Below are 26,011 nucleotides of genomic sequence, written 5' to 3' on the forward strand. Positions count from 1 at the left end.
GGATCAATTGTGACGGTCAAGCCGCCTGCTTCGTGCGCTTAGCGGCGAGCCTGTCGTCCTTCGGCCACCGCACGTCCCGCGCCCATCCCGCCTTCTCGAACGCCCAGATGATCCGGGCGCTGATGTCGACCTGGCCTTTCAGCACCCCGTGCCGCGCGCACGTCGGGTCCGAATGGTGCAGGTTGTGCCACGACTCGCCGAGCGAGGGGATCGCCAGCCACCACACGTTGCGGGACTTGTCGCGCACCTCGAAGTGCTCCTTGCCGAAGGTGTGGCAGATCGAGTTGATCGCCCACGTCACGTGGTGGACGAGCGTGATCCGCACGAACCCGGCCCAGAACAGCGCCGTGAAGAAGCCGAGCCACGACATCGTGATCAGCCCGCCGAGCACGGCCGGCAGCAGGAACGACACCGCCACCAGCCCGGGGAACGCCAGGTGGATGCGGGTGATGTCGCGGTCCTTGAGCAGGTCCTTGGCGAACCGCTGCTTGGACGTCTTGTTCGCGTCGAACAGCCAGCCGTAGTGCGCCCAGACCAGCCCCTTGGCGAGCGCCTTCCAGTCGTCCCCGAACCGCCACGGCGAGTGCGGGTCGAACTCCTGGTCGGAGTGCTTGTGGTGGCGCCGGTGGTCGGCGACCCAGGTGATCACCGGCCCCTGGATGGCCATGCTTCCGGCCAGCGCCAGGAAGATTTTCAGTCCGCGGCTGGCCTTGAACGATCCGTGCGTGAAGTACCGGTGGTACCCGACGGTGATCCCGCCGGCGGACAGCACGTAGAACACCGCCGTGAGCGCGACGTCGGTCCAGCCGAGGAACCTGCCCCAGACGAGCGGTACGGCCGCGAACAGGGCCAGGAGCGGGACGCCGGTGAACAGCGCGACGAGCGCGCGTTCGGCGTTGCCCTGCTGGTCGGGGGATAGTTCGGGACGCCGTTCCGGTTGAGGAGGAGCCATGGTCGGAGCCGTTGTCATGCGTCACCACTTCCTGCGACTAGGGGCTGCCTTACCTACGCCAACGTAACCTACGGATCCGTAAGTTGGACAGGGACGGCCGGTAAAATCACCGGGAACCTCTCTCATGGGCCACAAAGCCCTCGTCCGGTCGATCCGGCCGCCCGCCGTGGAAGGACCTCCCATGCCCCCGACCCTGGACGAGCGCTCCGCGCGCGCTCGCGCCTCTCTGACAGGCCTCTCCACCGCCGACGCCTTCGGTGACCGGTTCTTCGTCCTGGAGAACCGGCACGTGTCCGCGGAGACGGGTGTGCCGCCGGCCCCCTGGGAGTGGTCGGACGACACGGAGATGGCGTGCTCCGTGGTGGACGTTCTAAACCGATTCGGGCAAATCGACCAGGATGCGCTGGCGCGGTCGTTCGCCGACCGGTTCGACGTCCACCGCCGCTACGGGGCGGGCGCCTTGGAGTTGCTGGAGCGGATCCAGGGCGGTGACCACTGGCATCGCGCCTCGCGCGAGCTGTTCGACGGCAAGGGCTCCTTCGGCAACGGCGCCGCGATGCGCGTGGCGCCCCTCGGCGCCTTCTTCGCGGACGACCTCCGCCGTGCGGCGGCGCAGGCGGCCCTGTCCGCCGAGGTCACCCACGCCCACGTCGAGGGGATCGCGGGCGGGGTCGCGGTCGCCGTGGCCGCCGCCTATGTCGCGTCCCAGAAGGGCGCAAAGGTCGCCCCCAAGGCCGTCATCGAGGCCGCCCTGGAGCACACCACCATGGGGGAGTACGTGCAGCGCGGCCTCAAGCGGGCACTGCGGCTGCTCTCCAAGTCCCCGCAGGAGGCGGCGCACGAGCTGGGCAACGGCAACCGCATCTCGGCGCAGGACACCGTGCCGTACGCGCTGTGGGCCGCGGCCACCAGGCTGACCGACTACGAGGCCGCCGTGCGCGCGTGCGTGATGGTGGGCGGCGACATGGACACCACCTCCGCGATCGCGGGCGGGGTCGTGGCCTCCCACCTCGGTGCCGAGGGCGTTCCCGCGTCCTGGCTGGCGGCCCGCGAGCCGCTGCCGGCCTGGCTCGCCCGGTAGAGTCCTGCACGCGAAGGAAAGCCGTAGGAGCCCCGCGAATCCACTCGGTATCGTTGGCCCCGTGCGTGCCGCCGCTCCGTCATAGAGAGGTTGAAATCGCCCATCCCGGGTCGTCTAGGGGCAGGACAACTGATTTTGGTTCAGTCAACGGAGGTTCGATTCCTCCCCCGGGAGCACCAATGTCCGCATGGCCGTTTTTTGGGGCATCTGTCCTGGTGAGGTGGCCCGCGGGGTGACGCGCGCCCGGCGGGCGGTATCCTTCCGGTGTCGGGTGCGCTCCGGCCTGCCATGCCCTGATGCCGCAGGTGGGCGCGCTCGCCGCCGATCCCGTCCGCGATGCCGAGGAGCCTCCTAGTGAGTGCCGACAGCCCGGCCGCCGTCATCGTTCTCGCCGCGGGCGAGGGCACCCGGATGAAGTCCCGCACCCTGAAGGTCCTGCACGAGCTGTGCGGGCGCGCGATGCTCGGCCACGTGCTGGCCGCCGCCCGCGAGCTGGAGCCGCGGCGGCTCGTCGCGGTCGTCGGCCACCGGCGCGAGCAGGCCGTCGCCTACCTGGGCGAGCAGGCCCCCGACGTGGAGGCCGTCGTCCAGGACGTCCAGGGCGGGACGGGCCACGCCGTCCGGATGGCGCTGGAGCAGACCGGCTCCCTCGCCGGGACGGTCGTGGTGACCAACGGCGACCACCCCCTGCTGCGCGGCGAGACGCTCGCCGCGCTCGTCCGCACCCACGAGGACGAGGGCAACGCGGTCACCGTGCTGACCACCGAGATGCCCGACGCGACCGGATACGGCCGGATGATCCGGGCGGCGGACGGCAGCGTCGAGGCGATCGTCGAGCACAAGGACGCCACCGAGGCGCAGCGCGCCGTCACCGAGATCAACGTCGGCATGTACGCCTTCGACGGGACCCTGCTGGAGGACGCCCTCAAGCGCGTCACCACCGACAACGCCGGCGGCGAGGAGTACCTCACCGACGTGGTCGCGATCCTGCGCGGCGACGGCCACCGGGCCGGCGCGCACCTGGTCGCCGACTGGGTCGAGACGCAGGGCGTGAACGACCGGGTCCAGCTGGCCCAGGCGCGGCGGCAGCTGAACGACCGGATCCTCGAGGCCCACATGCGGGCCGGCGTGACCATCGTCGACCCAGCGTCCACCTGGATCGACGTCGACGTGACCGCCGAGCCGGACGCCGTGGTGCACCCAGGGACGCAGCTGCACGGCGCCACCCACCTGGAGGCGGGCGCGAGCGTCGGGCCGAACTGCACGCTGACCGACACCCGCGTCGGCGCGGACGCCGCGGTGGTGAACGCGGTGTGCGTCGGCGCGGAGATCGGGCCGGAGGCGTCGGTCGGGCCGTTCGCCTACCTGCGCCCCGGGACGCGGCTGGCCCGCAAGGGCAAGATCGGCACCTACGTCGAGACCAAGAACGCCGAGATCGGCGAGGGCACCAAGGTGCCGCACCTGACCTACGTCGGCGACGCGGAGATCGGCGACCACTCCAACATCGGCGCGAGCTCGGTGTTCGTGAACTACGACGGCGTGCGCAAGAGCCGCAGCGTGATCGGCTCCCATGTGAAGGTCGGCAGCGACAACATGATCGTCGCGCCGGTGACGGTCGGCGACGGCGCCTACACCGCCGCCGGCTCGGTGATCATCCAGGACGTCCCGCCGGGGGCGATGGCGGTCGCGCGGGCGCGGCAGCGCAACGTCGAGGGCTGGGTGGAGCGCAAGCGGCCGGGCACGCCGGCGGCGGAGGCCGCGGAGGCGGCGCGGCGCGCCGCGCAGGACCGGGACGAGCCGGCCTGACGGCACGCGCCGGAGGTCCGGCGCGCCCATGACTGCCCCGCCGCGCGGCGGGGAGGTGGAGGACAGCGGCGTCCCCCACGGACAAAAAGCGACCGGGTATCACGGAGGGGACTCTTGTGGTGCCCGGTGAGTGGGGACGACAACCCACAGAGGTGCACGGTTCCATTGAGGGGGAGTTGTCAGAGGTGAGTGGGATAAAAGCGAGCGGTCAGAAGAAGCTGATGCTCTTCACCGGCCGAGCCCACCCGGACCTGGCCAAGGAGGTCGCCGACAACCTCCACGTCGATTTGACGCCGACGTCCGCGTACGACTTCGCCAACGGTGAGACGTTCGTGCGGTTCCTGGAGTCGGTCCGTGGCTCCGACGCCTTCGTGATCCAGAGCCACACAGCTCCCATCAACCAGTGGATCATGGAGCAGCTGATCATGGTGGACGCGCTCAAGCGGGCGTCCGCCAAGCGGATCACGGTGGTGGCGCCGTTCTTCGGGTACGCGCGGCAGGACAAGAAGCACCGCGGCCGCGAGCCGATCTCAGCGCGGCTGATGGCCGACCTGTTCAAGACGGCGGGCGCCGACCGGCTGATCACCGTGGACCTGCACACCGCGCAGATCCAGGGGTTCTTCGACGGCCCGGTCGACCACCTGTTCGCGCTGGACCTGCTGGCCCACCACTTCGAGAGCCGGCTGGACACCTCCCGGGTGACGGTGGTCGCGCCGGACGCGGGCCGGGTGCGGGTGACCGAGCGCTGGTCGGACCGGCTCGGCGGCGTGCCGATGGCGATCATCCACAAGAAGCGCGACCCGGACGTGGCGAACGAGGTGAAGGTGTTCGACGTCGTCGGCGAGGTCGAGGGCCGCACCTGCGTCGTGGTCGACGACATGATCGACACCGGCGGGACCATCGTGAAGGCCGCGGACGCGCTGTTCGACCAGGGCGCGGAGAAGGTCGTCGTGGCCGCGACGCACGGCGTGCTGTCGGGCCCGGCGGTGGACCGGCTGAAGAACTCGCGGATCTCCGAGGTGGTACTGACCAACACGCTGCCGATCCCGGAGGACAAGCAGTTCGACAAGCTGACCGTGCTGTCGATCGCGCCGCTGGTCGCCCGCGCGATCAACGAGGTCTTCAGCGACGGTTCGGTAACGAGCCTCTTCGGCGGCCATAGCTGACCTCGCCTCGAATCCGGCTTCGCTCGCGATCGCGACGCTTGAGGTCGGTGCGGGGTCGGGCAACGGCCCCGGCGTCTTCGGCCTGATGTCAGGAACCCGGCGGCTCGCTCTGCGAGCCGCCGGGTTCGCTTTTCGGGGCCGGGAACAGGGCGGCGCGACGGATCGTCTTTCCGGGTGAGGGCGCTGCTCGCGCGCGGCTCCGACCAGGCCGCCCGCGTCTCCGGAAGGGCCCCCGCGGCGGGCCGTCGCGGGGGCGATGGCGTTGCGCGTGGAAACGATCGGCTAGACTTCTTGAATCCGCGTATGCCCCGGGTCGTCAGTGCGGCGCCGTTCAGGTCCGTACTCCCCGGGTAACGCAAAGAATCTTCGAGGCGCCTGACGCATCGAGCTACGCCTGATTCGCTCTGTCCGTAGCGGACGTCCTGCGGGACGGCCGTGGATCGCAACAACAAGGAGTTTTCGCCGTGTCCGAGGTACGCATCGCCGCCGAGCCGCGCACCGAGTTCGGTAAGGGTGCCGCGCGGCGCACCCGCCGGGCCGGCAAGGTGCCCGCCGTCCTCTACGGTCACGGCACCGACCCGCAGCACATCTCGCTGCCGGGCCACGAGCTGATGCTCGCGCTGAAGACCCCGAACGTGCTGCTGACCATCGACGGTCTCGGCGGCGCTTCCGAGCTCGCCCTGCCGAAGGACGTGCAGCGCGACCCGATCAAGGGCTTCCTGGAGCACGTCGACCTGCTGCTGGTCAAGCGCGGCGAGAAGGTCACCGTCGACCTGCCGGTGACCGTCGTCGGCGACGTCGTCCCGGGCGGCGTCGTGCAGCAGGAGGTCGTCCAGGTCTCGGTGGAGACCGAGGCGACGCACATCCCCGAGGCCGTCGAGCTGTCGATCGAGGGCGTCGAGGTCGGCACGCAGCTGCTGGCCAAGGACCTGAAGCTGCCGTCGGGCACCACGCTGGTGATCGACGAGGAGGCGCTGATCCTGCAGATCACGGACGCGTCGGCGTCCGCGGGCGCCACCGAGACCGAGGCCGAGGCGGAGGCCGCCGAGGCGGCCGAGGCCGAGGCCCCGGCCGAGGGCGAGGCGGAGGAGTCCGCCGAGTAGGACCGCAGGACCGGCGAAGACCGACGAACGGCCCCCGCAGGCGCGCCTGCGGGGGTCTTCGGCTGTGAGGAGAACGGGTGAGCGCGGACGTCTGGCTGGTGGTCGGCCTGGGCAATCCGGGGCCGTCGTACGCCGGCAACCGGCACAACGCCGGGTTCATGGTGCTGGACGTGCTGGCGGGCCGGGCCGGCGGCCGGTTCAAGGCGCACAAGGCGCGGGCGGACGTGCTGGAGGGGCGGCTCGCGGGCACGCGGGTCGTGCTGGCGAAGCCGCGGACGTACATGAACGAGTCGGGCGGCCCGGTGAAGGCCCTCCGGGACTTCTACAAGGTGCCGGTGGAGCGGCTCGTCGTCGTGCACGACGAGCTGGACGTCCCGTTCGGGGCGCTGCGGCTGAAGCGCGGCGGCGGTGACAACGGTCACAACGGGCTGCGGTCGGTGACCAGGTCGCTGAGCGACAAGGAGTACCTGCGGGTCAGGTTCGGGGTGGGACGCCCGCCGGGGCGGATGGACGCCGCGGCGTTCGTGCTGAAGGACTTCTCCGCGGCGGAGCGCAAGGAACTGGAGCTGGAGGTCGACCGGGCGGCGGACGCGGCGGAGGCGCTGCTGTCCGAGGGGCTCGAGGCGGCGCAGAACGTGTTCCACGCGGGCTGAACCCGGGGCCCTGTGGGCGTTTTCGGGGGATCGGCCGGATGCGGCCCGTGGTGGGGCGGACACGGCGGGACGCTCGTAAAATTCTGCGCGGATGAGGTTCGAGTTTTATGTGAACCTTGAGCGCCGTTCAACCGTCTCTGGGGTTGATCGGACTTTTCGGGGCGCGCGTTACATGGGTTGGGTGAGGTCGGATGGCCGTCGTTGACAAGGTTCAGGCCGAGTCACCGATTCGCCACGAGCAACGTCGCCCGGACTCGCAGAGCTGGAGCGGATGGTACCGGCGGTTCGCCGGGGCGCTCGACTTCTTCAGCATGCTGGCGGCCGGGGTGATCGCTTTCGTGCTCCGCTTCCCGGGCGTGCCGAGCGACCCGACGGCGCCGTACGTCGCGCTGACGGTGGCGCTGCCGGTCCTGTGGGTGCCGATGCTGGCGCTGTGCCGCGCGTACCAGCCGCGCTACATCGGCGTCGGGTACGAGGAGTTCAAGGGCGTCCTGCGCGCGGGGTTCATCTTCACCGCGACGCTGGCGATCCTGGCGTACGCCACCAAGACGGAGGTGGCGCGCGGGTACGTGGTGATGGCGATGCCGCTCGGCACGTTCCTGAACCTGGTCGCGCGGTACCGGCTGCGCAAGTGGCTGCACCGCAAGCGCTGGAACGGGGAGTGCATGCGGCGGGTGGTGGCGGTCGGCCACCGCACGTCCGTCGGGGACCTGATCCGGCTGCTGCGGCAGAAGCGCTACCACGGGATGGACATCGTCGCGGTGTGCCTGCCGCCGGCGCTGGCGTCGGGCGAGGACGCGGTCCACGAGGTCGAGGGCGTGCCGGTGCTGGGCGACTTCGCGCAGACGGCCGCGGTCGCGGAGCGGATCGGCGCGGACTCGGTGGCGGTGCTGGCGTGCCCGGAGATGGACGGGGTGGCGCTGCGCCGGCTGGCGTGGCAGATCGAGCGGGACGACGTGGAGCTGGTGGTCGCGCCGGCGCTGATGGACGTGACCGGCCCGCGGATCTCGATCCGCCCGGTGTCGGGGCTGCCGCTGCTGCACGTGGAGCATCCGGAGCTGGACGGCGGCCGGCGCGTGCTGAAGGGGCTGGTCGACCGGACGCTGTCGCTGACGGGCCTGCTGCTGCTGAGCCCGCTGCTGCTGGTGGTCGCGTTCCTGATCAAGGTGACGAGCGCCGGCCCGGTGATGTTCAGGCAGGTCCGGGTGGGCCGCGGCGGCCGCGAGTTCACGGTGCTGAAGTTCCGCACGATGGTGCAGGACGCGGAGGCCCGCAAGAACGCGCTGATGGAGCACAACGAGAACGACGGCGTGCTGTTCAAGATCCGGGAGGATCCGCGGATCACGAAGGTGGGCCGGTGGCTGCGCCGCTACTCGCTGGACGAGCTGCCGCAGCTGTTCAACGTGGTGCGCGGCGACATGTCGCTGGTGGGGCCGCGCCCGCCGCTGCCGGAGGAGGTCGCGCAGTACGGCGGCGACGTGTACCGGCGGCTGGTGGTGAAGCCGGGGCTGACCGGGCTGTGGCAGGTCAGCGGCCGTTCGGACCTGACGTGGGACGAGTCGGTCCGGCTCGACCTGCGGTACGTGGACAACTGGTCGCTGGCGCTGGACCTGCAGATCATGTGGAAGACGTGGTCGGCGGTGTTCCGCGGCTCCGGCGCGTACTAGCCGCGGCGCGTACTTACGGCGGGCGGTGCGTACCGGACGCGGGTGCGAGCCGCGCGCCCGGTCTCGCCAGGCGGGACGTGACCCTGGCACCGGGCGGTGTGGGGTATGCATGAGAAAGTAGACCGGGCAGACCAGTCGAGTCGGGAATGTGATCAACGGATGACCGAGAGAGCGGCGGCGGACGACCACGCGCTGGCGGCGGAGCTCGCCGCGGCGGCGGGGCGGCTGCTGCTGGGCGTGCGGGACGAGGTGGGCTTCGCCGACGGGCGCGCCCTGAAGGACACCGGCGACCTGCGGTCGCACGAGTACCTGATGGCGGCGCTGGCGGAGCGCTGTCCCGGCGACGCCGTGCTCTCGGAGGAGGGCCGCTCGTCGGTGGCGGGCAAGCGCTCGCAGGGCGACGACCGGGCCCCGACCCGCAACACCGGCGAGGCCGAGCGGCTGTCGGCGTCGCGCGTGTGGATCGTCGACCCGCTCGACGGGACGCGGGAGTTCTCCGAGGAGGGCCGCCGCGACTGGGCCGTCCACGTGGCGCTGTGGGTGCGGGACGCGACCGGCGCGGCGCGGCTGGCGGCGGGCGCGGTGGCGCTCCCGGCGCAGGGCCTGACGCTGCGCACCGACGCGACCGGCGGGGCGTCGCTCGTTCGCGACGACCCCGGCGAGCCGGACCCGGTGACCGCGGGGTCGGACGCCGCGCGCCGGAGCCTGCCGCGGGAGGTGCCGCTGCACGTGCCGGCGCCGGACGCGGGGAAGCTGCGGATCGCGGTGAGCCGGACGCGTCCGCCGGAGTTCGTCCAGCGGCTCGCCGAGAAGCTGGACCTGGACGTGGAGCTGGTGCCGATCGGGTCGGCGGGGGCGAAGATCTCCGCGGTGCTGCTCGGCGAGGTGGACGCCTACGTGCACGCGGGCGGCCAGTACGAGTGGGACTCGGCGGCCCCCGCGGCGGTCGCGCTGGCGGCGGGCGCGCACGCGTCCCGCATCGACGGCGCTCCGCTGGAGTACAACCGGAAGGACCCGAGGCTCCCGGATATCCTGGTGTGCCATCCCGTGTCGGCATCGACGCTGCTGACCGGCATCGGGGACGTGGCCGACAGCCTGCCCGGCTGAACCGGCCCCGCCGGGCGGGATTGATCAGCGGCGGGCCGACGTTCGATCCGGTGGGAAGGCGTGCGCCCGTCCCATGCCACCGGTTGCATCTGCCAGAACAGCGTGGAGAGAGCAGCAGACCATGCAGCGTTGCGATTATCAGCTGTCCCAGCTAGACGTCCTCGAGGCCGAGTCGATCCATATCTTCCGGGAGGTGGCGGCCGAGTTCGAGCGGCCCGTGCTGCTGTTCTCGGGCGGCAAGGACAGCCTCGTGATGCTGCGCCTGGCGCAGAAGGCGTTCTGGCCGGCGCCGATCCCGTTCCCGGTGATGCACGTCGACACCGGCCACAACTTCCCCGAGGTGATGGAGTTCCGCGACCGGCGGGTCGCCGAGCTCGGGATCCGCCTCGTGGTGGCGTCGGTGCAGGACGCGATCGACTCCGGCCGGGTGACCGAGCAGAAGGGCCGCCGCGCGTCGCGGAACCGGCTGCAGATCACGCCGCTGCTGGACGCGATCGAGGAGCACCAGTTCGACGCGGCGTTCGGCGGTGCGCGCCGCGACGAGGAGAAGGCCCGCGCCAAGGAGCGGGTGGTGTCCTTCCGCGACGAGTTCGGGCAGTGGGACCCGAAGAACCAGCGCCCCGAGCTGTGGAACCTGTTCAACACGCGGATCACGCAGGGCGAGCACGTCCGGGTGTTCCCGCTGTCGAACTGGACCGAGCTGGACATCTGGGACTACGTCCGGCGCGAGGAGCTGGAGCTGCCGTCCATCTACTTCGCGCACACCCGGCGCGTGTTCGAGCGGGACGGCCTGCTGCTGGACGCCGAGACGGGTTATGCGAACCGCGGCGACGACGAGCCGGAGTTCGATGCGTCCGTCCGGTACCGGACGGTCGGCGACGCGTCCTGCACGGGCGCGGTGAAGTCGAACGCCACGTCGCTGGAAGAGGTGATCGCGGAGATCGCCGCGACCCGGATCACCGAGCGCGGGCAGACCCGCGCCGACGACCGGACCAGCGAGGCCGCCATGGAGGACCGCAAGAAGGAGGGCTACTTCTAATGGCCAGCACGAACGAGCCCGCCGAGAGCGCGTCCGCCAAGACGATGGACCTGCTGCGCTTCGCCACGGCCGGCAGCGTCGACGACGGCAAGTCCACCCTGATCGGGCGGCTGCTGTTCGACTCCAAGTCGATCTTCGAGGACCAGCTGGAGTCGGTCGAGAAGACCAGCGTCGACCGCGGCGAGGAGTACACGAACCTCGCGCTGCTCACCGACGGCCTGCGCGCCGAGCGGGAGCAGGGCATCACCATCGACGTGGCGTACCGCTACTTCGCGACGCCGCGCCGCAAGTTCATCATCGCCGACACCCCCGGGCACATCCAGTACACCCGGAACATGGTGACCGGCGCGTCCACCGCCGACCTCGCGATCATCCTGGTCGACGCACGCAAGGGCATCCTGGAGCAGTCCCGGCGGCACGCGTTCCTGACCACGCTGCTGCAGGTCCCGCACCTCGTCGTGGCGATCAACAAGATGGACCTCGTCGACTACGACCAGGGCGTCTACGAGCGGATCGTCGACGAGTTCACCGCGTTCGCCTCCAAGCTGGAGGTGACGGACCTGACGTTCATCCCGATCTCGGCGCTGCACGGCGACAACGTCGTCGAGCGCAGCGTGAACATGCCGTGGTATGACGGGTCGTCGCTGCTGCACCACCTGGAGCACGTGCACATCGCCTCGGACCGCAACCTGATCGACGTCCGGTTCCCGGTGCAGTACGTGATCCGCCCGCACGCCTCCACCGACCCCGAGCTGCACGACTACCGCGGCTACGCGGGGCAGGTCGCGGGCGGCGTGCTGAAGCCGGGCGACGAGGTGGTGCACCTGCCGTCCGGGCTGACCACGACGATCACCGGGATCGACGGGCCGAACGGCCCGGTCGAGGAGGCGTACTCGCCGATGTCGGTGACGCTGCGGCTCGCCGACGACATCGACATCTCCCGCGGCGACATGATCGCGCGGCCGAACAACCGGCCGGAGGCCGCGCAGGACCTGGACGCGATGGTCTGCTGGATGACCCCGGACCGCGTCCTCACGCCGCGCACCAAGCTCGTCATCAAGCACACCACCCGCACCGCGAAGGCGCTGGTGAAGGATCTGCACTACCGGCTGGACGTCAACACGCTGCACCGCGACGACCAGGCGGAGGGGCTCGGCCTGAACGAGATCGGCCGGATCTCGCTGCGGGTGACGCAGCCGCTGTTCGTCGACGACTACAACCGCAACCGGCTGACGGGCGGCTTCATCCTGATCGACGAGGCCACCAACAACACCGTCGGCGCCGGGATGATCACCGGCGCCCGATAAGCACCCTTTGGAGCCCCCCGTGCACCTGCCCGCCCCCCAGGGCCCGACCTACGCCGTCGCGCCGTGAAGGCCCTCGTGCTGGCGGGCGGTGCCGGGTCCCGGCTCCGCCCCATCACCCACACCTCCGCGAAGCAGCTCGTCCCGGTCGCGAACAAGCCCGTGCTGTTCTACGGCCTGGAGGCGATCCGCGACGCGGGGATCCGCGAGGTCGGCATCGTCGTCGGCGACACCGAGGCGGAGATCCGCGGCGCCGTCGGCGACGGCTCGGCGTTCGGCCTCGACGTGACGTACCTGCGCCAGGACGCCCCGCGCGGGCTGGCGCACGCCGTCCTCATCGCCCGCGAGTACCTCGGCGGCGACGACTTCGTGATGTACCTCGGCGACAACTTCATCGTCGGCGGCATCGACGGGCTCGTCGCCCGGTTCCGCGCGGAGCGCCCGCAGGCGCAGATCATGCTGACGCACGTCTCGGACCCGCGCGCGTTCGGCGTCGCCGAGCTCGACGGCGACGGCCGCGTCGTCGCCTTGGAGGAGAAGCCGCGGCACCCCAAGAGCGACATGGCCCTCGTCGGGGTGTACCTGTTCAGCCCGGCGGTGCACGAGGCGGTCGCGGAGCTGAAGCCGTCCGCGCGCGGCGAGCTGGAGATCACCGACGCGATCCAGTGGCTGATCGACCACGGCCACCGCGTCGAGTCCACGGTGATCACCGGCTACTGGAAGGACACCGGCAACGTCACCGACATGCTGGAGGTCAACCGCCTGGTGCTGGAGGGCGTCGAACCTCATGTGGAGGGCGACGTCGACGAGGCCAGCGAGCTCATCGGCCGCGTCGTCGTGGAGCGCGGCGCGCGCGTCGCCGCGTCCCGCGTCGTCGGCCCGGTGATCGTCGGCGCCGGCTCGGTCGTCCGCGACTCCTACGTCGGCCCCTTCACCTCCATCGACCGCGACTGCGCGGTCCTGGACAGCGAGATCGAGTACTCGATCGTGCTGCGCGGCGCGTCCATCGACGGCGTCGGCCGCATCGAGTGCTCGCTGATCGGCCGCGAGGCCGAGGTCACGCCCGCCCCCCGGGTGCCGAAGGCGCACCGGCTCGTACTGGGAGATCACAGCAAAGTGCAGATCAGCAATTGACCTGTCCCTCGATCGACGGGGGATTCCGGCGGTCGCCCGCCAGGCTTCCTGTTTCATCGCCGCTCGCCCGCTGGGAAGAAGTCCCCGCAAGCGGCGCACACCCATTCGCGGACGGCCAAGGGCATTGTGGTGGTTCGCCTTCCGCACGCACTGCACAGCTTGCTGGACGGGAACCAGCGATCGACGACGGCCAGTTCGCGGCCGTACCAGTCGGCTTTGTACTCCAGCATCGTGCGCAGTTCGCGCCAGCCCGCGTCAGCGATGACACGGGCCAGCGACGGGTGCTTCAGCATGTTCCCGACGCCCAGGTCCTCGATCACGACCACTTGGTTCTCGCGGACGAGTCGAGTCGAGAGTTTGTGCAGGAAGTCGCGCCGGCGGTCGGCGATCCGCGCATGGACGCGCGCGACGCGTCGCCGGGCCTTGGCGCGATTCGCCGAGCCCTGACGCTTCCGGAACAGGCTCCGCTGGGCTTTGGCGAGCCGCTTCCGGTCACGGTCGCCGTACCGGGGATTGGTGATCTTCTCGCCTGTCGAAAGGGTCGCCGGCGACGTGATGCCGAAGTCCACGCCCGTGCGCTGCGCGGCGGGCGGCAGGGCGGCGACGTTGTCCTCGCACAGCAGGGACACGAACCAACGTCCCGCCGCATCGCGGGTGACCGTGACCGTGGACGGTGTCGTGCCGCGGGGAAGCGGACGCGACCACGCGACACGGAGCGGCGCGTCCATCCTGGCGAGCGTCAGTTCACCGTTGCGGTAGGCGAAAGCCGACCGGGTGTACTCGGCCGTCGCCTTGCACTTCTTCCGCGACTTGAAGGACGGATGGCGCGCCCGTCCGGAGAAGAAGTTGGTGAATGCCTTCTTGAGGTGCCGAAGGGCCTGCTGGAGGGGAACCGACGAGACCTCCGTCAAGAACCGGCAAGCCGGGTCGCGTTTCCACTGTGTGAGCATCGCCGACGCCTCATTGAAGCCAAGATGGCGACCCTCGTGGCGGAAGACCCGGATGTGCTCCTCCAGGGCCTTGTTGTAGACATGGCGGACACAACCGAACGTCCGTGCAAGCTGCGTGGCTTGTTGAGGGGTCGGATAGCAGCGGTATTTGAACGCTCGCTTCACGGTCCGCGGCATGGAACGGACTGTAGCGGTTCGATTGCTCTGCGTCGTGCGTTTGTTCGAAGTTCCGTGGCTTCCTCCGCTGCTCCTGCGCTGGAAGGCGGATGTCCAAGTGAGGGGTTCAGATGGACGTGACGGGTGATCGTGCCCCGCGGGTTCTGGTGACGGGTGGGGCCGGGTTCATCGGGTCGCAGTATGTGCGGGACCTGGCGTCCGGGGCGTTCCCGGCGTGGGACGGCGCCGAGATCACCGTGCTGGACAAGCTGACCTATGCCGGGAACCTGGCGAACCTGGAGCGGGTCGAGGGGCGGTTCACGTTCGTCCACGGCGACATCTGCGACGGCGGGCTGCTCGCGGAGCTGGTGCCGGGGCACGACGTGGTGCTGAACTTCGCGGCCGAGTCGCACGTGGACCGGTCGATCGCCAGCGGCGCCGAGTTCGCGCGGACGAACGTGCTGGGCGTGCAGGCGCTGATGCAGGCGTGCCTGGACGCGGGGACGCCGCGGGTCGTGCAGGTGTCCACCGACGAGGTGTACGGCAGCGTCGACGAGGGCTCGTGGGACGAGGAGGCGCCGCTCGCGCCGAACTCGCCGTACTCGGCGGCGAAGGCGGGCGGCGACATGATGGCCCGCGCCTACGCGCGCACACACGGCCTGCCGGTCAGCATCACGCGCTGCGGCAACAACTACGGGCCGTACCAGTACCCGGAGAAGGTCATCCCGCTGTTCGCCACGAACCTGATGGACGGCCGTACGGTGCCGCTGTACGGGGACGGCGGGAACGTCCGCGACTGGATCCACGCCGCCGACCACTGCCGCGGCATCCAGGTCGTCGCGGAGCGCGGCGAGCCCGGCGAGGTGTACCACATCGCGGGCACGGCGGAGCTGACGAACCTGGAGCTGACGCAGCGGCTGCTGGACGCGGTCGGCGCCGGCTGGGACATGGTCGAGCGCGTCGAGGACCGCAAGGGCCACGACCGCCGGTACTCGCTGTCGGACGCGAAGCTGCGGGCCCTCGGGTACGCGCCGCAGGTGGCGTTCGAGGACGGCCTGGCCGGGACGGTCCGCTGGTACGAGGAGAACCGCGCCTGGTGGGAGCCGCTGAAGAAGCGGTCGGAGGACGCCAAGTGACCTGGCTCGTCACCGGTGGCGGCGGGATGCTCGGCGCCGATGTCGTCGCGCGCCTCGATGACGTCGTCGCTCCGCGGCGCGCCGACCTCGACCTCACCGACGCCGGCGCCGTCCGGGACGCGCTGCGCCGGCACCGGCCGGGCGTCGTGGTGAACTGCGCCGCCTGGACGGCCGTCGACGACGCCGAGACCAGCGAGGACGCGGCGCTCGCCGTCAACGGCACCGCCGTCGGGGCGCTCGTCGAGGGGTGCGCGGAGATCGGCGCGAAGCTCGTCCAGGTGTCCACCGACTACGTCTTCCCCGGAACCGCCACCGAGCCGTACCCGGAAGACGCGCCGACCGCGCCCGTCAACGCCTACGGCCGCACGAAGCTCGCCGGCGAGGCCGCGGTGCTCGGCTACGAGCGCGGGTACGTCGTGCGGACCGCGTGGCTCTACGGGGCGAACGGGCCCAGCTTCGCCCGGACGATGGCGCGGCTGGCCGGGGAGCGCGACACCGTCGAGGTCGTCGACGACCAGGCCGGGCAGCCGACCTGGACCGGCGACCTCGCCGACCGGATCGTCGCGCTGGCCCGCGCGGACGCCCCCGCCGGCGCCTACCACGGTACGAACGCCGGCCGGACGACCTGGTACGGGCTGGCCCGCGAGGTGTTCGCGCTGCTCGGCCACGACCCGGACCGGGTGCGGGCCACGACGAGCGAGAAGTTCGTGCGGCCCGCGCCGCGTCCGGCGTTCAGCGTCCTCGGGCACGGCCGGTGGGCGGCGGCGGGCCTGCCGCCCATGCGCGGCTGGCAGGAGGCCCTGCACGGCGCCTGGCCGTCCCTGACGGCCGCGTGGCCGGAGGCTCAGCCGGGCAGGCCGAGCTTGGCGTAGTGGTCGAGGCAGTCCTGGTAGGAGGGCAGCAGCCCGGCCCGGCGGGCCTCGTCGAGGGTCGGCGCCTGGGCGTCCTTGTCCGACAGGACCGGCTCGATGCCCTCCGGCCACTCGATGCCGATCTCCGGGTCGAGCGGGTGCACGCCGTGCTCGCGGCCCGGCGCGTACGGCTCCGAGCACAGGTAGACGACCGTCGCGTCGTCCGTCAGCGCCATGAACGCGTGCCCGACGCCCTCCGCGACGTACAGGCAGCGGCGCGACTCGTCGTCCAGCCGGACGGCCTCCCACTGCGCGAACGTGGGGGAGCCGACGCGCAGGTCGACGACAACGTCGAGGATCGCTCCGCGCAGGCAGGTGACGTACTTGGCCTGGCCGGGCGGGACGTCGGCGAAGTGCACGCCGCGCAGCACGCCCTTGGCCGACACCGAGCAGTTCGCCTGCGCAAGGCCGAACCCGTGCCCGGTGGCGGCCCGGAGCGCGTCGTCCCGGAACCATTCATGGAAAGATCCCCGCTGGTCACCGTGTACCCGGGGGGTGATGGAGTAAGTACCTTTAATGCCTAGCGGATCCACATGCGCAAGAATGCCACACGGTTCCCGGCAGAGATGGACGTCAGGTTGTGAGAACGAACCCCCTCAGCCTCCGGTTCGCCGCGGGTGGCGCGGCGGCGGTGCTCGTGGTCCTGACAGGGCCGGCGGCGGTCGCGGAGGCGAAGCCGTCGCCGAGTCCCGCCGTGACGAGCACGGCGGCCGCGGGCGCGGCGTTCCGGCCCGCGGTGGCCGCGCCCGCCGCGATGGTCGCGGGCGTGCTGCATCCCGACATCTGGTGGACGGTCGCGTCGAGCGCGGCGGGTTCGCGGCTGTACGCGGTGGACTCCAAGGGCCGCACCCGGGCGGCCTACACGCTGGCGGGCGCGCAGGCGGCGCGGTGGGACGCGATCACGGTCGTGAAGAACGGGTCGGGGGAGTCCGGGCTGTTCATCGGGGACCTGAGCGCGGGGCGGGCGGGGAGCCTGCTGCTGCACCGGGTCGCGGAGCCGAAGACGCTGGCGAGCGGGGCGCTGCAGGTCAAGACGTTCAAGCTGAAGTACCCCGACGGCGGGCACCGGGGCGCCGCGCTGCTGGCGGACCCGGCCGAGAGCCGCGTCTACATCATCACCCGGGACGCGACGGCCGCGGCGGTGTTCGCGCTGCCCGGGGTGCTCGGCCCGTCGAACAACGCGCTGACCCGGCTGCGGACGCTGCCGTTCCCGGTGCGCGGCGGCGACTTCACCCGGGACGGCCGGGTCGTGCTGAAGACGACGACGGACGTGCGGATCCTCGGCGGCATCCGGGACGATGTCGGGCAGGTGGTGAAGACGACGGCGGCGCTGGCCGGGCACCCGTTCGGGGTGGCGTCGGACGGCAAGAAGGTGCTGGTGGCGGGGGCGGGGAGCCGTCCGGTGTTCTACGCGGTGACGCTGCCGGAGCCGGACGCGGCGACGGAGCCGGACGCGTCGGCGTCGCCGGCGACCGATGACAGCTCCCCGGTGGCGTTCCCGTCCAAGTCCGGCATGCCGGGCGGTCTGATCGGGACCGGGGCACTGGTCGGGCTGGTGCTGCTAGGCCTGCTCGGGGGCGCCTTCTACGTGCGCGGACGCCGTCACGGTGGTGCCTGAGTAACCGGCGGGCTCCGCGAGAGCCTGCGCGGGCGCCTGCTCGACGACGGGGAGCGGGTCGCCGCCCTGCCGGCGCAGCGTCTCCGCCCACGCGACGATGATGAACAGCCACACCGACGACACGTTCGCGGGCGCGGCGAGGCCCTCGGTGGTCATGCTGTCGGCGAGGAAGCAGCCGAAGATCCCCAGCAGCATGCCGGCGTCGGCGCGCAGCGTCCGGTGCCGGCACAGCGTCAGCAGCACGAACCCGAGGGTCAGCAGCAGGGCGGCGAACGCGATCGTGCCGACGGCGCCGTTGTCGACGAGCGCGTTGATGAACGCGTTGTGGCCGCCGCCGAGGCCGATGCTGTCCAGGAACAGGCCGCGGGACGCGCCGAGCCCGCGGCCGAAGATCGGTTCCTCCCGGAACGCGTCCATCGCCAGCGACCACAGCTCGGTGCGGGAGTTGAGGGTGGCGAGCTGCTCGGAGCTCTCGCCGCGCGCGACGAACGCGAGGATCTTGTCGGAGAACGCCAGCACCGCGAGGACCGACACCGCGGCGCCCATGACGATCACGTCGATGCGGCCCTTGGGGCCGCGGGCGGTGGCCAGCAGCACGACGATCCCGGCGGCGCAGCCGAGCGCGGCGCCGCGCGTCCCGGTGGCGACGAGCGCGCCGGTCAGGACGGCCAGCACCGCGGCGTAGACGACCGGGTGCCACAGCCGGTCCTGCGGCCGGTTCCACCGGATGAGGTAGCCGATGACCAGCAGGATCGCGACGGCGAGGTACACGCCGGCGATGACGGGGTGGACGTACAGCCAGTTGAACCGGGACTCGGTGTGCAGCGTCCGGGGGAAGGGGTGGGCGACGCCGATGCCGACCGACACCAGCACGATCCCGATGAAGACGTGCGCGAGTTTGCGCAGGTCGCCGGGGGTGGCGCGGGTCGCGACGGTGTGCGCGACCAGCATCGTGATCAGCAGCTGGACGCCGCGGACGAGGCCGAGCGACTTGAACGGCGACCACAGCGCGGAGAACGCCACGTAGCCGCAGAACAGCCATGCCGCGAGCAGCAGGCCGGTGGTGCGGCGCCGCGGCGCCCGCAGCCCGAACTTCCACACCAGGTACATGGCGGCGGCGCCGTAGACGGCGATCTCGACCAGGACGGTCAGGTCGGCGCTGCCGCCGACGGCGTTGTCGACGTCGCGGCTGCGCAGCTTGTAGTCGCTGGCGAGCATCAGGGCGAGCGGCAGCGCGAACGCCCACCAGCCGGCGCTCGGCGCCGGAGGACGCCGGCGCGGGAAGATGCCCTTGACGGTCATGAAGGCCCTCCCTGGCCGATCGGTCCGTGTCGGTCCGCGTCCGGCAGCCGCCGCGCCCTGTCCGGGCATGTTAAAGACGAGACCAAGAATAAGGGCGGCGGGCCGGTAATCTGTCCGGTGTGAATCGAGGGACTCTTCCCGGCCCGGTCGTCGCCGCGGGCCGCAGCATGATCCGTGGGTACGGGATGAGCACGGCGGCGATGCGCCCCGGCCCCGACTTCCTGCTGATCGGCGCCAAGCGCGGGGGCTCCACCTCGCTGTACTACACGCTGCTGGAGCATCCGCAGGTGATGCCGCTGTTCCCGAACGCGCGGCTGCTGCCCAAGGACAACCACACCAAGGGCGTGCACTACTTCGACTCCCACTACGACAAGGGCGCGGCCTGGTACCGGTCGCATTTCCCGGCGTCGGGGCGGCGGTCCGGGAAGGTCGTGGGCGAGGGGTCGCCGTACTACCTGTTCCATCCGCTGGCGGCGGAGCGGGCGGGGCGCGACGTCCCGGACGCGAAGATCCTGCTGGTGCTGCGGGACCCGATCGAGCGGGCGTTCTCGCACTATCGGGAGCGGCGGCGGCAGAACGCCGAGGAGCTCGCGACGTTCGAGGAGGCCCTGGCGGCCGAGGCGGACCGGCTCGCGGGCGAGGAGGAGCGGATCGTCGCCGGGCAGCCCGGCTACACCAGCTACGCGCACGAGCAGCAGTCGTACCGGGCGCAGGGGGAGTACGCCCCGCACCTGCGGCGCTGGATGGAGCACTTCCCGGCGGAGCGGTTCTGCGTGCTGGCGGCGGAGGAGTTCTACGCCGACCCGCAGGGCGCGTGCGACACCGTCGCGACGTTCCTCGGGCTGGACCCGGCGCCGCTGCCGACGTCGGCGGTCAAGGTGTGGAACGCCGCGCCGAGCCAGGACCTGGCCCCGGCCACCCGCCAGGCCCTCGCCGAGCACTACGCCCCCTACAACGCCGACCTGGAAGCGATCCTCGGCCGCGAGTTCCCCTGGACGCGTCCCTGACCCTTCCCTGAGACAGATGAAAGGCCGGGCCCGTTCAGGGCCCGGCCTTCCGCGTTCGGTCAGGACGTCCAGGCGCCGATGTGGCGGGTGCCCGCGGGCTTGCCGAGGAGGGCGGCAATCGGGGCGGGGAGGGGGAGGGCGTTGCCGGCGTCGGCGCGTGCGGCGACGGCGCGTTCCAGCTCGCCGTCCTGCCCGGCGGCGCCCGCGGCCGTCTCCAGCGCACCGCGCTTCTCCTGCCCGGTCTGCGACCGGAACCGGCCGAGGTCGCCGAAGTCGGTGGTGCCGCCGGAGCCGCGCGCCCACCGCACGAGGGTCTGCGGGCCGCCGCCCGGACGGACGTAGACGTTGCCGTCGGTGGCGATGCCCATCTGGCCGCCGCCGCGCTGGTGCGTGCCGTCCTCGACGCACAGCAGGCACGGCGTGCCCGCGCGCGCGTCGGCGAGGGTGTTGTTGCTGATGACGATCTTGGAGACGCGCCACGTCATCGCCGGGTCCGGGCCCTTCTGCCGCGGGTCGCGGCCGGCCGCGTGCGGGTCGGACGGGCTGCGCCGGTCCTGGGCGAGGTGGATCGTGCGGCCGTTGCCGGATAGCGAGTTGTTCCAGATCTGCACGTCGGAGGTGTTGTTCACCTTCAGCCCGTCGCCGGCGTTGCCGCCGATCATGTTGCCCGCGACGACCGCCTTCGCGCTCAGCTCCAGCGAGACGCCGTGGTCGGCGTTGCGCAGGATCTTGTTGCCGGTGAGCGTGATGTCGTAGACGGACTCGTCCATCCACACGCCCTTGCCGAGGTTGTCGGCGAACACGCCGCCGGTCACCGCGACCTTCCGGGACCGGGTCACCTTCACGCCGCCGGAGACCGGCGAGTACTTGAAGTGCTCGACGTTGTTGCCGGTGCTGCGGACCGCGTCGAGCCGCAGGTCGTCGGCGTAGTTGGCGTGGACGCCGAGCATGCCGTTGCCGGTCGCGGTGACGTGCCGGACGCGGGCGTGCGCGGCGAGCACGCTGAGGCCGGTGGTGGCCGAGTCGTTCACCGCGACGTTCTCGACGGTGACGTCCGGCGCGGTGACCTTCACGCTGCCGAGCTGGGGGAGGGACGTGGCGTAGCGGCGCACCCCGAGGCCGCGCAGCCGGGACCCGGCGCCGGAGACCGTGACCGCCTCGGACAGGGTGCTGGCGCGCACGTCGTGGCCGCGCGGGTCGGACCCGAGGTAGAGCCGGTGCGACCCCTCGTCGACGTAGAAGGTGCCGGTCTTCACCTCGCCGCGCGACCCGACCTGCTTCTGCGGGACGCCGTCGAGCCACACCTGGTCGGGGTGCGCGGCCATCGGGTGGTCGGGCGAGACGAACCGGAAGTCGAAGTCGCCGGACTCCCGCGCGCCCGCGGTGTAGGTCGGGCTGGCGTCGAACCGGGTCGCCCAGCCCTCGTGGACCCAGGCGTGGTCCCCGGGCCGCCAGCCGGCGACGGGGGAACTGCCGTCGAGCCAGACGGCCTCGCGCGGCGCGGACTGGACGGTCAGCCGCTTGCCGCCGGGGACGGTGACGGACTCGTGGTAGACGCCGCCGCGCACCACGACCGTGCCGCCGGAGCGCGCCTTGGCGACCGCCTTGGCGAGCGTGCGGAGCGGGTGCTTGCGGGTGCCGTCGGCGCCGTCGCTCCCGGACGGGGACACGAACAGCGCCCCGTCCGGGATCTTGTACGCGGTCGAGCCGACGGGCGCGGCGCCCGGCGCGCCCCACACGGGGGCGCTCTCCGGCGCGGGGTCGCGGCTCTGCGGAAGCTGCCAGCCGAGGAAGCCCACGGCCCCTATCACGGGCAGCGCGAGCACCTTGACGATCATGGCTCGGCTCGAGCCGCGAGACCGGTTAGAGCTAGGCATGACACGACCCTTAACCCCCGGGGGAACGCTGGAACCACGAACGTACCTCGCGGAACCGTCAGTTGTGGAGGGCGCCCGCGAACAGCGCGGTCTTGTGCTGCGCGTCGAACTTGACGCCGACCATGACCGACTTGTAGCCCGTCGAGGGCAGGTCGAAGGCGTAGGACGCCGCCTTGGACCCGCCGGCCGGGACGGTGCCGTAGAAGTCGTTCAGGTTGGCGTAGGAGGTGTGCTGGGCCCGCGTCTTCTTGGCCCCGTAGACGGCCGTGACCTGCACCTTGTTGAGGTCGAGGGGCTTGCCGGAGCCGTTGGTGAACTTCAGCGTGAAGATGGTGAGCACCTTGCCGGTGAGCTCGCCGGGGCCCTGGTCCTTGTTCTTCACGTACCGGATGCCGCTGATCGCGACGGTGACCTTGTCGTCGTAGGTGAAGGGCTTGCGCAGCCCGCCGGACGACTTCAGCGCGGCCGAGCCGGGCGCGGCGTTGGCCTCCCCGGTCGGCTGCTCGCTCGGCTGCGGGGGCGGCGTCGGGTCCGCCGACTTCTTCTTCCCGCCGCCGCATCCGGTCAGCGCCAGCGCGAGGGCGAGGACGGCACCCGTCGCGGCGAGATGCCTGTGCGGACGCGCTCCCCGATCGGACATCCGGCTCTCTCCTCATCAGTGGAAATACGGAACGAAAGTTCCAGGGCAGATCAGTGTAAACAGGATTCGCGGATTACCCTGCTCTCACTTCCGTGTCCGAGGGGGCCACGGGGGATGATCGGCAGGGGATCGCCAGTGAGATCTGTACCTTCGCACCGGCGCGCGCCGCGCGTCCGTAAAACGGCGATAGCCGTCTTCACCGCTTTCGCGACGGCGCTGGCAGGCGCCGCCGCCACGCCGGCCGCACCCGCCTCGGCCGACACCGACCCGCCGGCGGGCACGCCGGCCACCGTCAGCGCGGATCCGCTCCCCACCGCGCAGGTCAACGGGGTCGTGTGGAGCATGACCACCGTCGGCGGCACCGTGTACGCGACCGGGAACTTCACCAAGGCGCGCCCGCCGGGCGTCGCGGAAGGCGGGGCCGGCGAGGTCGCCCGGCAGAACATCCTCGCCTTCGACCTGACCACCGGGAACCTCGTCTCGTCGTTCGACCACGCGCTGAACGGGCAGGGCCTGCGGATCGCGGCCTCGCCGGACGGCAAGCGCGTCTACGTCGGCGGCGACTTCACCGCGGTGGACGGCAAGACCCGCAACCACGTCGCCGCGTTCGACACCGCCACCGGCGCCCTCGACACCTCGTTCGCTCCCTCGGTGTCGGCCAAGGTGCGCGCCATCGCCGCGACGAACTCGACCGTCTACCTGGGCGGGAACTTCTTCAACGTGAACGGCAGGTCGCGGACGCGGCTGGCCGCGGTGCAGGCGGCCGACGGCTCCAACATCGACGCGTGGAGGCCGACCGCCGACGACGACGAGGTGTTCGCGCTGGCGCTCGCGCCCGGCGGCGACCGGGTCATCGTCGGCGGGAAGTTCCAGCAGCTGAACGGCGAGCAGCACGTCGGCATCGGGGCGGTCAGTGCCGCGAACGGCGGCACGCTGCCGTGGAGCAGCAGGCCGATCCCGACCCGGCAGAGCAGCAGCACGTTCTCGTACGTGACGGACCTGTACGTCTCCGGCGACACCGTGTACGGCGGCGCGGACGGCGAGGGCTGGCACTGGTTCGACGGGCGGTTCGCCGCGAAGGCCGACAGCGGCGACCTGGTGTGGCTGGACAACTGCTACGGCGCCACCTACGGAATGTTCGTGCAGGGCCAGTCGGTGTACAGCGTGTCGCACGCGCACGACTGCACCTCGCTCGGCGCGTTCCCCGACACCAGCCCGCAGAGCTGGCACCGGGCGCTCGCCGAGACGACGGCCGCGACCGGCACCGACCACGCCGGGCCGGGCGCCGGCAGCAACTACAGCGGCCAGCCGGTCCCGAGCCTGCTGCACTGGTTCCCGACCCTGGCGATCGGGTCGTTCACCAAGCAGTACCAGGCGGCCTGGGCCGTCACGGGCAACGCCGACTACGTCGCGATGGGCGGCGAGTTCCCGAAGGTGAACGGGAAGGCGCAGGCCGGGCTCGTCCGGTTCGCGGTGAAGGCGAAGGCGCCCAACAAGGTCGGCCCGCAGGCCGGCGACCTCGGCGCCCCGACGGCGACCGCGATGGCGGACGGCGCCGTCCGCGTCGGCTGGAAGACCACCTGGGACATGGACAACGCCTCGCTGAAGTACGAGGTGCTCCGCGACGGCGGCACGACGCCCATCGGGACGGTCGACCGGACGTCGACGTTCTGGGACGAGCCGAACGCCGCCTACTTCGACCAGACCGCCGCGCCCGGCACCGCGCACACCTACAAGGTGCGGGCGGTCGACGCGGCGGGGAACGCGGTGACCAGCGCCGCGTCGAACCCGGCGACGGCGGGGGACGGCACGCCCGGCCCGTACGCGGACCAGATCAGGGCGGACGGCGCGCAGGCGTACTGGCGGCTCGGCGAGGCGAGCGGCCCCGCCTACGACTACGCCGGCTCCAACGACGTCGCGCTCGGCGCCGGCACGACCCGCGGGCAGGCCGGCGCGATCTCCGGGGACGCCGACAAGGCGGTGGGCTTCGGCGGGTTCCCCGGCTCGTCCGGCGGCAGCGGCGCCGCGTCCACGCCGGGCGACTTCAGCGTCGAGGCGTGGGTCAGGACGGACTCCCGCAGCGGCGGGAAGATCATCGGCTATGGCGGCAGCGCGTCGGGCAACAGCTCGTCCTACGACCGGCACATGTACATGACCAATGACGGACGGGTCGTGTTCGGCGTCTACCCCGGGTCGGCGAAGACGGTGCAGAGCGCCGCCGGGCTGAACGACGGCAAGTGGCACCACCTCGTCGGCACGCTCGACGGTACCGCCGGGATGAAGCTGTACGTCGACGGTGCGCAGGCCGCGGCCGACGGCGGCGTGACGTCGGCGCAGAGCTACTCCGGCTACTGGCGGATCGGCGGCGACAACCTGTCCGGCTGGCCGAACCGGCCGTCCAGCGACTACCTGAACGGCACGATCGACGAGGCCGCGGTGTACCCGCGGGCGCTCACCGCCGACCAGGTCGCCCGCCACCAAGGCCTCGGCACCGGCGCGGTGAAGCCGAACCAGCCGCCGGCCGCCGCGTTCACGTCGTCGTGCACCGAGCTGGCCTGCGCGTTCGACGGGTCGGGGTCGTCCGACCCCGACGGGACGGTCGCGGGCTACGCGTGGGACTTCGGCGACGGGACGACCGGGACCGGCGCGAAGCCGTCGCACACCTACGCGTCGGCGGGCGAGTACACGGTCAAGCTCACCGTCACCGACGACAAGGGGGCGACCGGCGAGGTCGTCCACACGGTGAAGGCGACGTCGGCGGTGCTGGCCTCGGACGCGTTCGGCCGGACGGTCACCGGCGGCTGGGGCAGCGCCGACACCGGCGGGGCGTGGAGCAGGGTCGGCTCGGGCGGCGTGCTGTCGGTGGGCGGCACCGGGCAGATCGAATTGCCCGCCGCCAAGAACGACGGCGGCGCGAACCTGAACGCGGTGTCGTCGCAGGACACCGACCTGGCGTTCACCGTCGCGACCGACAAGGAGGGCACCGGCAACGGCGTCTACGTGTGGGCGATCGGGCGGCGGGTCGCCGGGCAGGGCGACTACCGGGCGCGGATCAGATTGCGCCCGTCCGGGGTGGTGTCGCTGCAGCTCAGCCGGGCGAACGCGAGCAACGCCGAGACGGCGATCGGCACCGAGCAGACCGTTTCCGGCGTCACCTACCGGCCGGGTGTGCCGCTGCATCTGCGCGTGCAGGTGACCGGCGGGTCGCCGACGACGCTGAGGGCCAAGGTGTGGGCGGACGGGTCCGCCGAGCCGGGCTGGCAGGCCACCGGCACCGACGCGACGAGCGGGCTGCAGGCCGCCGGCGCGGTCGGGATCCGCGCCTACCTGGCGGGCAACGCCACGAACGGCCCGACGGTCGTGTCCGTCGACGATCTGCGGGCGGCCCGGGCGGCCGGCTGA

At 71.7% G+C, this 26,011-nt stretch carries 21 protein-coding genes and 1 tRNA gene; 16 read left to right on the plus strand and 6 right to left on the minus strand.

From position 1 onward, the window contains the following. Positions 1–16 precede the first annotated feature (16 nt). Positions 17–970: an acyl-CoA desaturase gene (locus tag J4709_RS21015; protein ID WP_208243297.1), complete on the minus strand. Its 954-nt coding sequence runs from the start codon at positions 968–970 to the stop codon at positions 17–19. Between the two features lie 163 nt (positions 971–1,133). Between J4709_RS21015 and J4709_RS21020 the strand changes: the two genes are divergently transcribed. The 11 genes from J4709_RS21020 (at position 1,134) to J4709_RS21070 (ending at position 13,012) form a co-directional block, all read left to right on the plus strand. Continuing rightward, positions 1,134–2,033 (plus strand): ADP-ribosylglycohydrolase family protein, encoded by a 900-nt coding sequence (locus J4709_RS21020; RefSeq protein WP_208243299.1) that lies wholly within the window; start codon positions 1,134–1,136, stop codon positions 2,031–2,033. 103 nt (positions 2,034–2,136) lie between these two features. Next, positions 2,137–2,207, plus strand: a tRNA-Gln gene (locus J4709_RS21025). A 180-nt stretch (positions 2,208–2,387) separates the two neighbouring features. Further along, a complete protein-coding gene (gene glmU / locus J4709_RS21030; RefSeq protein ID WP_208243301.1) occupies positions 2,388–3,839 on the plus strand; it encodes a bifunctional UDP-N-acetylglucosamine diphosphorylase/glucosamine-1-phosphate N-acetyltransferase GlmU in 1,452 nt (483 codons plus the stop codon). A gap of 185 nt (positions 3,840–4,024) precedes the next feature. Beyond that, on the plus strand, positions 4,025–5,005 hold the full coding sequence (locus J4709_RS21035; RefSeq protein ID WP_173096353.1) for a ribose-phosphate diphosphokinase: 981 nt from the start codon (positions 4,025–4,027) through the stop codon (positions 5,003–5,005). A gap of 464 nt (positions 5,006–5,469) precedes the next feature. After that, complete coding sequence (locus J4709_RS21040; protein WP_208243303.1) at positions 5,470–6,108, plus strand: 50S ribosomal protein L25/general stress protein Ctc; 639 nt, start codon at positions 5,470–5,472, stop codon at positions 6,106–6,108. 77 nt (positions 6,109–6,185) lie between these two features. After that, positions 6,186–6,761 carry an aminoacyl-tRNA hydrolase gene (gene pth, locus J4709_RS21045; protein ID WP_208243305.1) on the plus strand — a complete coding sequence of 192 codons (576 nt, stop codon included), beginning with the start codon at positions 6,186–6,188 and terminating at the stop codon, positions 6,759–6,761. Positions 6,762–6,952: 191 nt separating this feature from the next. After that, positions 6,953–8,428 carry a sugar transferase gene (locus tag J4709_RS21050; protein ID WP_208243307.1) on the plus strand — a complete coding sequence of 492 codons (1,476 nt, stop codon included), beginning with the start codon at positions 6,953–6,955 and terminating at the stop codon, positions 8,426–8,428. Positions 8,429–8,587: 159 nt separating this feature from the next. Next, positions 8,588–9,535 carry an inositol monophosphatase family protein gene (locus J4709_RS21055; protein ID WP_208243309.1) on the plus strand — a complete coding sequence of 316 codons (948 nt, stop codon included), beginning with the start codon at positions 8,588–8,590 and terminating at the stop codon, positions 9,533–9,535. A gap of 121 nt (positions 9,536–9,656) precedes the next feature. Continuing rightward, the gene (cysD, locus tag J4709_RS21060; RefSeq protein ID WP_208243311.1) at positions 9,657–10,574 is read left to right on the plus strand and encodes a sulfate adenylyltransferase subunit CysD; all 918 of its coding nucleotides are present in this window, start codon (positions 9,657–9,659) and stop codon (positions 10,572–10,574) included. Between the two features lie 44 nt (positions 10,575–10,618). Continuing rightward, a complete protein-coding gene (locus J4709_RS21065) occupies positions 10,619–11,881 on the plus strand; it encodes a sulfate adenylyltransferase subunit 1 (RefSeq protein ID WP_208243374.1) in 1,263 nt (420 codons plus the stop codon). A gap of 63 nt (positions 11,882–11,944) precedes the next feature. Continuing rightward, entirely contained in the window at positions 11,945–13,012 is a 1,068-nt protein-coding gene (locus tag J4709_RS21070) for a glucose-1-phosphate thymidylyltransferase (RefSeq protein WP_208243313.1), read from the plus strand. Positions 13,013–13,065: 53 nt separating this feature from the next. On the opposite strand, the gene J4709_RS21075 is transcribed toward J4709_RS21070, so the two are convergent. Next, the gene (locus J4709_RS21075; RefSeq protein WP_232383792.1) at positions 13,066–14,139 is read right to left on the minus strand and encodes an RNA-guided endonuclease InsQ/TnpB family protein; all 1,074 of its coding nucleotides are present in this window, start codon (positions 14,137–14,139) and stop codon (positions 13,066–13,068) included. Between the two features lie 110 nt (positions 14,140–14,249). Here J4709_RS21075 and rfbB point away from each other — a divergent pair, with 110 nt between their 5' ends. Next, entirely contained in the window at positions 14,250–15,254 is a 1,005-nt protein-coding gene (rfbB, locus tag J4709_RS21080) for a dTDP-glucose 4,6-dehydratase (protein ID WP_208243315.1), read from the plus strand. After that, a complete protein-coding gene (gene rfbD, locus J4709_RS21085) occupies positions 15,251–16,126 on the plus strand; it encodes a dTDP-4-dehydrorhamnose reductase (protein ID WP_208243317.1) in 876 nt (291 codons plus the stop codon). Before rfbB ends, rfbD begins: the two co-directional genes overlap by 4 nt. Here rfbD and rfbC read toward each other — a convergent pair. Then, positions 16,099–16,698, minus strand: coding sequence for a dTDP-4-dehydrorhamnose 3,5-epimerase (gene rfbC, locus J4709_RS21090; RefSeq protein ID WP_208243318.1), 600 nt, complete (start codon positions 16,696–16,698; stop codon positions 16,099–16,101). The genes rfbD and rfbC overlap by 28 nt on opposite strands. A 47-nt stretch (positions 16,699–16,745) precedes the next feature. Here rfbC and J4709_RS21095 point away from each other — a divergent pair, with 47 nt between their 5' ends. Beyond that, the gene (locus tag J4709_RS21095; protein ID WP_208243319.1) at positions 16,746–17,783 is read left to right on the plus strand and encodes a hypothetical protein; all 1,038 of its coding nucleotides are present in this window, start codon (positions 16,746–16,748) and stop codon (positions 17,781–17,783) included. On the opposite strand, the gene J4709_RS21100 is transcribed toward J4709_RS21095, so the two are convergent. Next, positions 17,727–19,085, minus strand: a complete 1,359-nt coding sequence (locus J4709_RS21100; protein ID WP_208243320.1) for an O-antigen ligase family protein — start codon at positions 19,083–19,085, stop codon at positions 17,727–17,729. The two genes, J4709_RS21095 and J4709_RS21100, sit on opposite strands and share 57 nt — an antisense overlap. A gap of 119 nt (positions 19,086–19,204) precedes the next feature. Between J4709_RS21100 and J4709_RS21105 the strand changes: the two genes are divergently transcribed. After that, a complete protein-coding gene (locus J4709_RS21105; RefSeq protein WP_208243321.1) occupies positions 19,205–20,092 on the plus strand; it encodes a sulfotransferase in 888 nt (295 codons plus the stop codon). Positions 20,093–20,151: 59 nt separating this feature from the next. Here J4709_RS21105 and J4709_RS21110 read toward each other — a convergent pair whose 3' ends face one another. Both J4709_RS21110 and J4709_RS21115 read right to left on the minus strand, forming a co-directional pair. Further along, positions 20,152–21,930: a right-handed parallel beta-helix repeat-containing protein gene (locus J4709_RS21110; RefSeq protein ID WP_208243322.1), complete on the minus strand. Its 1,779-nt coding sequence runs from the start codon at positions 21,928–21,930 to the stop codon at positions 20,152–20,154. A 97-nt stretch (positions 21,931–22,027) separates the two neighbouring features. Next, positions 22,028–22,609 carry a hypothetical protein gene (locus J4709_RS21115; RefSeq protein WP_208243323.1) on the minus strand — a complete coding sequence of 194 codons (582 nt, stop codon included), beginning with the start codon at positions 22,607–22,609 and terminating at the stop codon, positions 22,028–22,030. A gap of 135 nt (positions 22,610–22,744) precedes the next feature. Between J4709_RS21115 and J4709_RS55660 the strand changes: the two genes are divergently transcribed. After that, positions 22,745–26,011: a LamG-like jellyroll fold domain-containing protein gene (locus tag J4709_RS55660; RefSeq protein ID WP_307801400.1), complete on the plus strand. Its 3,267-nt coding sequence runs from the start codon at positions 22,745–22,747 to the stop codon at positions 26,009–26,011.

The sequence above is a fragment of the Actinomadura violacea genome (assembly GCF_017573465.1).
Classification (GTDB): Bacteria; Actinomycetota; Actinomycetes; order Streptosporangiales; family Streptosporangiaceae; genus Spirillospora; species Spirillospora violacea.